The organism is Acaryochloris sp. IP29b_bin.148 (genome assembly GCF_028285565.1).
In the GTDB taxonomy this organism is placed as follows: domain Bacteria; phylum Cyanobacteriota; class Cyanobacteriia; order Thermosynechococcales; family Thermosynechococcaceae; genus Acaryochloris.
Genome location: NZ_JANQOY010000057.1, coordinates 1 through 10,231, shown reverse-complemented (window position 1 = coordinate 10,231; position 10,231 = coordinate 1). Strand labels below are relative to the sequence as shown.

Genomic DNA, 10,231 nt, shown 5'->3' with positions numbered 1-10,231 from the left:
CGATCCATAAATCCCCCAGCTGTTGACCCCGCCAATTTCCACAAGCTTAGGTTCGCCAGCATGTATCCCAATGTCAATAGTCAGCATGTTCATACCAGTGACGTCCAAGGCTTGTGCAACACTCTCTGCAACGGATCTTATTTCCTGAGGCACTTCAGAGTATGGCTCGTATCCAGACGAGCTGCAGCAGAAGAACTTACCGTTTCGGCAAAAGCAACGGTATTCAGCCTCAAATAAAACCACTTCAGAGGCCACAGCTAGATTATGTTGATGATGTGAGTAAGTCTTTACCCAATGTGAAAGCTCTTGGGTGTTTAAGACCTCCGCTGGAAAAAGCTTGTAATTGGTATCGGAACGGACAAAAAAATGATCTCCGAACATCCTTTGCAGGGGTAGATTGGGTAGTGCCCCAAAGGGTGCAAATAGGAAAGCACGCCCTAAAAAAGGATAGATGTAAGAATAGTAGTTAGAACACCTTAGACCCAAATAATCGTCAAAAATAGCTGGGCTGAGCGGTGGATGTCTGAGCAAGCGTGTCATCGCAAACATCGTCCCGTAGCCCACAATCCAATCTTCAGTCTCTGGCCATCTACCTAGCATTACATCGTGCTGATCGATGATGATGGGCTCTATTTTCTTATGTTGTCTTAAATATTCTGCAACTATCTCCGATGCTGGGAACTCTGGGTGCAAGTCTATCAGCCAACGCAAGGTCTTCATGAGATTTATACTTGAGAGCTGCCTTCAACCTCATCAGACATTTAGGTCGATAAAATGGTCTCCAATAAAATTTTCTGAATGTAGAAAACCACTAGCAAAATAACCGGAACTAAAATCATTGCAGTACGAACGGTAAAGCCAAGAATATCGATCAAGGCAGTATTCATGACTAGCACTGTCGTCGTGAATGCAATCACCAAGATAATCATCAGAAATTCAAAATTTCCCGCACCAAACAGCGTGACAATCAACTGAAATATTGTAAAAGGCAGGATAGAAACTGCTGTAACAAAAACCATTTGCTTAACATTGATCTGGCCTTTGAATATTTTTTGAATAGCAATAAAGACTCCCGACATAATAACGACGGGCAAGGCCGATAACACAATGATTTTTAGATGATCGGTAATGCCCAACCCAGGGGAAAAATCAGTCCCTGATCCAAAACTACTGAAGGAGAAGGTCAGGAAACCCAAGATAGCATTACTGACTCTCCATATTGCCCACCAAGAGGTTAAGACAAACGCACTACAGAGTAAGAGTCCTACATTTAAAGCGCGATCGTCTCCCAAGGACGTTAGCGCAGCTTGCAAACCTTGGGTTGGATCTTTTTGTAGTCGTTTTAAGACGCTTGCAGCATCCGCAACTGCTGTTTTGCCAGACTCAACCATAGGGTTCGCGGTTGGCGCGTGGGGAGGAGGATATCCCCCTGGTGGCGGATAGGAAGGTGGAGGAGGGGGAGCTTGACCAGGCTGTGTACCGTAGGGATTAGGGGGAGCTGGGTTAGTACCAGGTTGGGCACCATAGTTACCGTAGGGATTAGCAGTCACCTGATTGGGATCAGGAAGAGGTAGTGGGCCTGCCTCAGAGCTATCGTTAGCAGGTCCTGGATTAGACTCGGAATTAGGTTGAGACGGCTCGTTCATCAAACACTACTCGCATGAATTTTAAGTCATGAAACGGTTGTAACAAAAGGGTGAAGTCTTTTGCAAGTGGCGGGAACAAGGCTTCTTTTGAGCCATTTACGACTCAATCTTTTGACCATGCTTGCTGTCTACGGCCCTCGGTTGATCACGCCAGCACTGAGCAAGACCGTTGGGGTCACGTAAACCATTTATGTTGAATAGGTTGAGGGTTCTGATACAGAGCTTTTAATCCCAATCACTAGAGTTTTTTGTCGTAACAAGATCTGAGATGGGCACTCTAAGACCGGAAGGTTCTGGCGTAAACCTTTTCGTTTACGTCGGGCCTGCTGCTCCCAAACTCACCGTGTCAGAATCTCGCATTCTACACGGTGAGTTAAGGCTTTTAAATTGTCCTGATTTGAAGATTAACGACTGACGATACCTGACCATTGCACTTGTTTCTTTTGCTCACGTCGATAGGAGAAAAACTTCTCAGGCTCCTGATACGTGCAATGAGGTGCGATCGCAATCTGGTCTGGCAACACCCCCAACTGTTCTAACTGCATGGCATTGACTCGCCGCACATCCAACCGCACTCGTCCCGGTTCTGGATCGGCCATCAGCGGGGATTCTTCCACCTGTAATAGATGGTCCGTAATCACCTCGGCAGTCTGCTCCGACAGGTCAGGAGCAATAACAGTACTCCCGACTTGAGCCGCCACCTCCGTCGTGACTTGGTAGATACGACCTGCGATCGCAGGTCCCATCGCTACCCGAATATTTTGCAGCTGGCTCCCTTGCGCTTGCAGTCGCGCTAGCGCCACAGGCACGATCTTCGCCGCTGTTCCTCGCCAGCCGGCATGCACAGCCGCCACATGTCCCAATTGCACATCTGCTATCAGCACGGGGGTACAGTCTGCCGTACACACCCAAACCGCTTGCTGTTGATCATTACTGATTAGACCATCCGCAGGCGGAAAGGACGGCGCTGGCTGATCCATCGCATCAGGTTGTACTGGCTGATAGGCTTGCGCTTCATCCGCACAGAGCACCTGGTTACCATGCACCTGTTTCACCCGAAAGGTTTGGGCATCGGCATCCAGCACTGGGGCTAATTCAGCAGGCAGAGCAGGCCAAAATTCTCGGGTAAAAAAGCCGTGGGGCCAAGCGTCTAGCAAACGACAAGTCAAATACGTGCGGCCTTTATCCGTCCGCCAATTCCAGGTATGCATAGGGTGGGATTGCTAGAACTCAAACAATGCTAAACTTTTTACCCATGCTAGCGTGATTGCTTTGATTTCAACGGGTTACCTCTTTTCCGCCTGTGGTTTTTGATCAGCACCTCTTCCAACATCATCTATCCACCCAAACCTGGGGACGGCCCCTCCATTACTATGAGATTTTAGACTCCACCAATACCCAACTGTGGGCGCTCCTTAAGCAAGGTGCCCAGCCGGGCACAGCTGTAATTGCCTCTCAACAAAAAGCGGGGCGAGGGCAGTGGGGGCGCACCTGGGAGTCCAACGACGGCGGTCTGTATTTATCGGTTGCGATCGCACCCCATATTCCCGTTAACCAAACAGCTCAACTGACCGTAGCCACCATTTGGGGACTAGCCACTCTCCTCCGCCAGCATCACATTCCCGTCTGGCTCAAATGGCCCAATGACTTACTCGTATACGGAAAAAAGTTAGGGGGCATTCTGACCGAAACCAATCTTCAAAACGGCCAGGTCCACACGGCTGTGATTGGTATTGGTCTCAATTGGCACAACCCGGTGCCGCCCCAAGCCATTAACCTACACACCATTCTAGGCGAGTCTTCTGGTCTTAACTCCTTGGAACAGCTAGCAGCGCTGACCTTATCTGGATTAGAGGCGGGGTATCTCTATTGGCAAATCCAAGGAATCGATCAATTGCTGCCTGACTACTTAAACCTAGTCAAGATTTATCCTCCTACCCATCAATCTGTACGGGAAGATGTTGCAAAACGCTTGGGCCTATCGATGCAGAAGGACTAATTCGACGAACTAAATCGTTTGTTCTAGAAAGAAATCTTAGGCCGTCAGTGATTTAGATCAATACTTGATCCGCCCATTAGATGGTTGATTAATGATAGGTAGTTATGCTTTCCTGGGTTTGAGGGGTTAATCCAGGCTTGTCTCTCTTGGCTTAACAGATGTGTTTTCCATGGATCGCTTGCTATAACTTGAATCACCTTTGAGGATCGAATTGGTATGATACGTCACTCTCACTCCAAAGCCCACCTAGCGGGTAAACAATCGCAATCTCTACTCTTACTCTGCGGCTGGTTGAGTCTCCCGATCGGATTGGGAGCCTTGTCCCTACATCAACAGGCCCAAGCAATTGATATAGAGAGTCCAGCACTCACCGAACCCTCTCCCGTCACGGCTGCGGCTCCTCCCGTAGATACCTTTATCGATCCGCCTGAACCCGCATGGGACCCTGCACCTGCGCCTGCAATACCTACCGCTCCAGAGCCTGTTGCTCTCCCGCAAGCAGCGCCTGCTGCTCCTATCGCTACACCTCAGCCTGCCCCCGCCGTCTCACCCAAACTCATGCCTCAGGTGGCAGGGCGCTCTGCTCCTAGCCAACCGACTGAGAATACCTATATTGATCCACAGCCCTATTCCTTAGGTGAAACAGCTCAAACGCCCGCAGCCGAAAAAACCGTGCTAGCAGGCAGTGTGTCGGGTTGCCGGGCGAGCCTCAATGTTGATCCTGTCGTCGCTGCAACGCTCTGTGGTCCGCCCGTGGTTCAGACTGCCAAACGCAGCATTCCCCGCGCGCCTGCCCCGCAATACACGCCCGTCGCCGCCTCAACCTCTAACTCGGGCGCATCCGCCTCCAAATCTTATTCTTATTCCTCTTATCAGCAGCCAGCGCCTCGACAATGGACTGCCTATGCCCCCTCGCCAGCCCCCACAGCATGGTCCACCAAGGCATCCAGCTCTCTCAGCCCATTGGCTAAGGCATCGCCTGTGCTCAAGTCTTTACCATCGTCTCCCAATCCACTGAAGTGGCTTGTGCCGAATCGACAGCGGATGATCTTTCCCTTACCGATGCCTGTCTCCGTTACCTCAGCCTTTGGCTGGCGTTCGCATCCGATCACAGGCGAAACGCGTTTCCACTCTGGAACCGACTTAGCAGCGCCTACAGGCACCCCTGTTTTAGCGGCTTTTCCCGGCCAGGTAGAAACATCCGGCTTTATGGGTGGCTACGGCTTAGCCGTGCTACTTCAGCACCAAGAAGGACAGCTAGCAACCCGCTATGCCCACCTCTCTAAGATTTATGTGCAGCCAGGCCAGTGGGTTTCTCAAGGGACCATTATTGGTTTGGTAGGCAGTACGGGTAATTCCACCGGTCCCCACCTGCACTTTGAAACCTTAAAGAAAAAAGATAACAGCCTGGTGGCCTTTGATGCAGGGGTTCAGCTCAAGGTCTCGCTCGCAGACTTAATCAAAGCCATGCAAACCGCGAAAGTTCCGCCTCAACCTCAGGGTTAAAGACCGTATTAGTCCCTAGATCGGGATTGGATTTCGCTAGAATAAGTGTGGCTACCGAATTGCGGTTGCTGAAGGTATTGATGGCAAGAAATCCAGAATGGCGGAACAAGAGAACGCCTCAGAGCCAATTTTGGGGTTAGTATTCCTAGTTTTTGGCATCTTATTTGCCTTTCTCGTTTATCTACGCCCCGATCTCCTGCATGTGCCCGCATGGATTGCTTATGCTAGTGCAGGGGTCTCTGCGATCGCAGGCTTGTTAGTCTTGACGGCCAACGACAACAGGCTTGATTTACAAAAGCTGCTGATACTGCTTTTGGCATTGCTCTTATGTTTGATTTCTGGCTGGATAGCGTTTGGACCAGGCGTACGAGAATGCTCGGTTCATGGCGCTGGGGGATGGACTCAGCAAAGCGGCTTAGCCTGCCGTATTCCTTTTGGACTCAGCATGCTGATACCGATCGGATTGGCTTGGGCAGTGATTCACTACGACACACCGAGCAATAGTCAGGACACGTAGGATATCAACATGATGTCTATACCAGCCTCTCGTCAACGAACACTCCAGGCGCTCACCACATTCCTCAACACGCCTTTAGAGGCGTTAATTCCACCGCCAACGTCCAGTACAGACCGGGTGCTTGATCTATTTCAGCAGGTTGCCCGAACAGTCCCTGCCTATCAACGATTTTTACAGCACCAAGGCATCGATCCGACCCGCATTCAAACCTTGGCAGACTTTCAAACCCTGCCCCTAACGACGAAAGACAACTATCTACGCCATTTTCCTCTCGCCCAGCTCTGCCGGGAAGGCAAACTAGAAGCCTGCGATATGATTGCGGTCTCCTCTGGCTCCACGGGACAACCTACCTTTTGGCCTCGGTTTATTACCGATGAATACCAGATTGCCACGCGCTTTGAGCAAATTTTTGCCGATAGCTTTGCGGCCGATCGCAAACGCACCCTAGCCGTGGTTTGTTTTGCCTTAGGAACTTGGGTCGGGGGGATGTATACCGCCAATTGCTGCCGTCATTTAGCCAGCAAAGGCTATCCCTTAACGGTAATCACCCCTGGCAATAATAAAGCCGAAATTCTGCGCGTCGTGCAAGCCCTGGGCGCTGACTTTGAGCAGGTGGTGCTGCTAGGCTATCCCCCCTTTTTGAAGGATGTGATTGATACAGGACTGACAGAAGGGGTGCCCTGGCCGCAATATAACGTCAAGTGGGTGATGGCAGGGGAAGTGTTTAGTGAAGCGTGGCGAGATTTAGTGGGGACTCGGTTAGGCTCGACCCGCGCTTGCTTTGACTCAGCCTCCTTATACGGTACAGCCGATGCTGGGGTGCTGGGCAATGAAACACCTTTGAGCATCTGCATTCGTCGCTTTTTAGCGGATCATCCTCAGATTGCCACTGACCTATTTGGAGAAGCACGCTTACCCACGTTGGTTCAGTATGACCCCAACAGCCGTTACTTCGAGGTTACAGAAACAGGCACACTCCTGTTCTCAGGGGACAATGGCATTCCGCTGATTCGCTATCACATCAGTGATCAGGGTGGGTTAATCCCCTATGAGCAGATGTTAACTTTTTTGCGCGATCACGGGTTTGATGCGGCGACCAAAGTCCAGTCGGAGGCCACCGCAGCCCTGCATCAATCCGGTACTCCTCCCCTGCGCCCGCTCCCTTTTGTGTACGTCTTTGGCCGCTCTCATTTCACCGTGTCTTTCTTTGGTGCCAATATTTATCCTGAGAATGTCACGGTCGGCCTAGAACAGCCCGATATCTGTGATTGGGTGACAGGCAAATTTGTCATGCAGGTGCAAACGGATGCCGATCAAAATTCTCATTTAGTCATCCAGGTCGAACTAGCTCCTGGAGAACGTACGAGTCCTGAACGAGAACAGGCCATCACCCAGTCTATTAGGCAACAGCTCCAGCGACTCAATAGCGAATTTGCGCATTATGTTCCTGACGAGTACCAAACACCACAAGTTTATTTGCACCCCCACGGCGATACTCGCTATTTTCCTGTAGGTGTTAAACATCGCTACACGCAACCCGAACATTCGCAGCCTGAGGAACAGCCATAAACATCTGTACCCAAGCTCGTTTTGGATGGTCATGCAATTATTCCCACAACCGTTTCCACCAAGGCTCAGGCTTAGGACTTTGGAAATCCATCTTCTGGCGAATATCCTGAATATTCCAGCCCGTCAACTTAGCCAGAGTCTGGGCTTCCTTCTCAAATCGAGCAGGGAGGGATCGCTTGTAGCGACGACCCGCTGGACAATCCGCCTCTTGCTTGTAAGGATGACGCATCACATAGCGTCCTTGGAACAACTGACGGTTGCTGGTTTCTTGGAACATCAAATCTTCAGGGAATTTATCGCGGCTATAGCGAACATGAAGTCGGGTGATAAATACGCCCGTCGAGCGAGGGGGCACTACAAAATCTCCCTGAGGTCGTTCTGGCAACCAGAACACCCCTGCTTTACGCAATTCTTCTGGGTTCAATGGCGTTGCCGAACAGGGATCGCAACTGCTCATATCCCAAGCATATTCACGGAAGGCGACCCGCTTACCCGCTTTGGCATGGGCCGCCTCAAACATGGCGGTGTAGAACTCACCAAATTCGTCTTTTACGAATTCGGGGATCTCAGCATCAGTGGGGATATTGGCAGTGCGATAGTTGACGAGTTCCGCCTGTCCCTTAGGAGAGAGCAAATACACAATCAAGTCTTGCTCTGCATTGGCATTAATCATGCCTAGCCGGATCGGTAACATAAACTTGGGCGAATCAAAGGCCATCTGCAAAGGCCGTAGCTTTTGAAATTCAGATTTTTCAAATTCTTCTAGGTTGACCTTGGCCACGAAGAATTTCATATTCTGGCGAATATAGGGCTTGAGTAGCGACTGTGCCCCACGGGGAATTTTGTAACCATTGCGGTTGAGCCAGGTCTGGAGTCCATTGGATTCCTTGGCACTGAGAATGACAATGTCATATTCCCCCACAGTAAATTGGGCTTCGACGGTGACGCCTAAATCGGCCTCAGCGACAGAATCAATGGGTGCAGCAGAAGACGGTAGGGGAATGGAATGTTCTAGGGAGCGGCGCAGCACTTGGCAGGGATTTTCATCGAAGTATTCCACTAACCGAGGAGCAGAAAAATCATCCAGCCGTTTCAGGATCGTGGGATCACCCACATGGACTTGGTCTTCCTGCAGGAGGACTGGGACGGGCACCACCATGGCAAAGTCTTTAACGTCTCCTTTGAAGTCATTGGCCATGGTGAGAACGGTGCGGCTGCCATCTTTTGCGATCGCAACTTGAGACGCCTCGTTATACAAAGCCGTATCGGCTTTTGCGACATAAAACCCACAAAAGGCCACAGCATCGGGCGACAGGCTAGTCCACATCAACACAGCCACCAGACAAGCACTAAGGAAACGCTTCATTTTCATGATCCCAAGAAACCGTCACTGAATTTCGGTCTATGCTAGCTCAACCTTTTCAGCAGACTATCTATCGTTGCAAGAATTGCAACAACCCAAAGACGGTTCAAGGTTAGGCTCCCACCAGTGCTAGGCGGTATACATCTCCACGAGAACGATGGCCACTTGGAACTGATGACTAGGACTTCGTTGTTTTCTTTGCAGTGGTCTTTTTCGCTGCAGTCTTTTTAGTCGTCGTTTTCTTAGCAGTAGTCTTCTTAGTAGTTTTCTTCTTCGTGGTTGATTTAGCGCGACTCGTCTTTTTCTTGCCCTTCGTCGAAGCTTTCTCAGCTAATAACGGCAGAGCCATCTCCAAAGTCACGTCTTCAACCTTTTTCCCTTCAGGCAAGGAGACATTTGTCTTATTGTGCTTAATATATGGGCCATAGGGGCCATCATAAACATTGATTGGCGCTTCATCTTCCGGGTGATTGCCCAATTCTTTCAGGGCTTTTTTCGTCCCCCGACGTCCCCGAGTTCCTTTGGGCATCGCTAGTAATTCCAAGGCTCGCTCAAAGGAGATGGTGAACAGATTATCTTCTTTCTTAAGCGACCGATAATCCTTGCCTTCTTTGCCTTGGTCATGGACCACATAGGGACCAAAACGCCCCAATCCCACCTGAACCTTGCAGCCCGTATCCGGATGCTGCCCTAGCAATCGCGGTAAGGACAATAGCTCGACCGCCATATCTAAGGTCACCGACTCCATCGCCACCCCTTTGGGCAGAGAAGCTCGTTTGGGCTTTTTATTTTCCTCGGTGACATCCCCTAACTGCACATAAGGACCATAAGCCCCCAGCAAGATATAAATAGGCTCTCCTTTCTCGGGGTGGAAGCCTAATTTTTCAGGACCTTCCAGCTTTTGCTTGAGAAGCTGCTCTATTTGCTCTGGGGTCAAATCCGCTGGCGTCATATCTTTGGGCAAAGACGCCTTAACGGGTTTTTCCTCATGCTCTGTCTCAATGTAGGGACCAAAGCGACCAATTCTCACTTTGGCTTCCAGATTATCCAGATCAATGGTCCGAGCTTCACCTGGATCAATCTGATCCTGCCGGGTTTTGACTAGAGTTTCCAGACCTTCATCTCCCAGATAAAAGTCGCTTAGATATGGCAGCCACTCCACCTCACCAGTGGAGATGCCATCCAATCTGCGCTCCATGCGCGCCGTAAAGCTGAGATCCACTAAATCTGGGAAATGCTGCTCCAACAAAGCGGTGACAGCAAAGGCGGTAAAGGTGGGCACCAAAGCATTGGCCTGACGCTGAGCATAGCCCCGGTCAATAATCGTGCCGATTACACTGGCATAGGTACTGGGACGGCCAATCCCTTCCTTCTCCAGCGTTTTCACCAGAGATGCTTCCGTAAACCGGGCAGGTGGCTGGGTCTCATGGCCAATGGGGGAAAGTTCTGTGCACTCCGGCGTATCCCCTTGCTTCAGGGAAGGCAGCAACACCTCTTGATCATCTAAAGCGGCATCGGGATCATCGGACCCCTCCACATAGGCCCGGAAAAAACCAGGAAAATCAATACGCTTACCCGTCGACCGGAACCCAGCATCTTCAACTTCTAGGTGAACCGTAATGTGGGTTTGG

At 50.5% G+C, this 10,231-nt stretch carries 9 protein-coding genes; 4 read left to right on the top strand and 5 right to left on the bottom strand.

The genetic code is table 11. From position 1 onward, the window contains the following. From Q0986_RS05975 to pgeF, 3 genes are all read right to left on the bottom strand, one after another. Positions 1-720: ATP-grasp domain-containing protein (locus tag Q0986_RS05975; protein WP_299405881.1), on the bottom strand; the 720-nt coding region annotated here is incomplete at its 3' end. Positions 721-761: 41 nt separating this feature from the next. Continuing rightward, the gene (locus Q0986_RS05970) at positions 762-1,646 is read right to left on the bottom strand and encodes a Yip1 family protein (protein WP_299405877.1); all 885 of its coding nucleotides are present in this window, start codon (positions 1,644-1,646) and stop codon (positions 762-764) included. A gap of 404 nt (positions 1,647-2,050) precedes the next feature. Continuing rightward, a complete protein-coding gene (pgeF, locus tag Q0986_RS05965) occupies positions 2,051-2,857 on the bottom strand; it encodes a peptidoglycan editing factor PgeF (RefSeq protein WP_299405873.1) in 807 nt (268 codons plus the stop codon). 92 nt (positions 2,858-2,949) lie between these two features. Between pgeF and Q0986_RS05960 the strand changes: the two genes are divergently transcribed. The 4 genes from Q0986_RS05960 to Q0986_RS05945 all read left to right on the top strand — a co-directional run bounded on the left by Q0986_RS05960 (position 2,950) and on the right by Q0986_RS05945 (position 7,237). Then, on the top strand, positions 2,950-3,645 hold the full coding sequence (locus Q0986_RS05960) for a biotin--[acetyl-CoA-carboxylase] ligase (RefSeq protein ID WP_299405869.1): 696 nt from the start codon (positions 2,950-2,952) through the stop codon (positions 3,643-3,645). A 216-nt stretch (positions 3,646-3,861) separates the two neighbouring features. Next, positions 3,862-5,151, top strand: coding sequence for a M23 family metallopeptidase (locus Q0986_RS05955; protein WP_299405864.1), 1,290 nt, complete (start codon positions 3,862-3,864; stop codon positions 5,149-5,151). Positions 5,152-5,248: 97 nt separating this feature from the next. After that, positions 5,249-5,668, top strand: a complete 420-nt coding sequence (locus Q0986_RS05950) for a hypothetical protein (protein ID WP_299405861.1) — start codon at positions 5,249-5,251, stop codon at positions 5,666-5,668. 12 nt (positions 5,669-5,680) lie between these two features. Further along, positions 5,681-7,237, top strand: a complete 1,557-nt coding sequence (locus Q0986_RS05945) for a phenylacetate--CoA ligase family protein (RefSeq protein WP_366918525.1) — start codon at positions 5,681-5,683, stop codon at positions 7,235-7,237. Positions 7,238-7,274: 37 nt separating this feature from the next. Here Q0986_RS05945 and Q0986_RS05940 read toward each other — a convergent pair whose 3' ends face one another. Further along, positions 7,275-8,609 (bottom strand): DUF2330 domain-containing protein, encoded by a 1,335-nt coding sequence (locus Q0986_RS05940; RefSeq protein ID WP_299405854.1) that lies wholly within the window; start codon positions 8,607-8,609, stop codon positions 7,275-7,277. 169 nt (positions 8,610-8,778) lie between these two features. After that, positions 8,779-10,231: topoisomerase C-terminal repeat-containing protein (locus tag Q0986_RS05935; RefSeq protein ID WP_299405850.1), on the bottom strand; the 1,453-nt coding region annotated here is incomplete at its 5' end.

What these genes read in the sequence shown, in the direction of transcription:
- Q0986_RS05970 (WP_299405877.1), bottom strand. Translation starts at nt 1,646, where the DNA reads ATGAACGAGCCGTCTCAACCTAATTCCGAGTCTAATCCAGGACCTGCT.
- pgeF (WP_299405873.1), bottom strand. Translation starts at nt 2,857, where the DNA reads ATGCATACCTGGAATTGGCGGACGGATAAAGGCCGCACGTATTTGACT.
- Q0986_RS05955 (WP_299405864.1), top strand. Translation starts at nt 3,862, where the DNA reads ATGATACGTCACTCTCACTCCAAAGCCCACCTAGCGGGTAAACAATCG.
- Q0986_RS05950 (WP_299405861.1), top strand. Translation starts at nt 5,249, where the DNA reads ATGGCGGAACAAGAGAACGCCTCAGAGCCAATTTTGGGGTTAGTATTC.
- Q0986_RS05945 (WP_366918525.1), top strand. Translation starts at nt 5,681, where the DNA reads ATGTCTATACCAGCCTCTCGTCAACGAACACTCCAGGCGCTCACCACA.
- Q0986_RS05940 (WP_299405854.1), bottom strand. Translation starts at nt 8,609, where the DNA reads ATGAAAATGAAGCGTTTCCTTAGTGCTTGTCTGGTGGCTGTGTTGATG.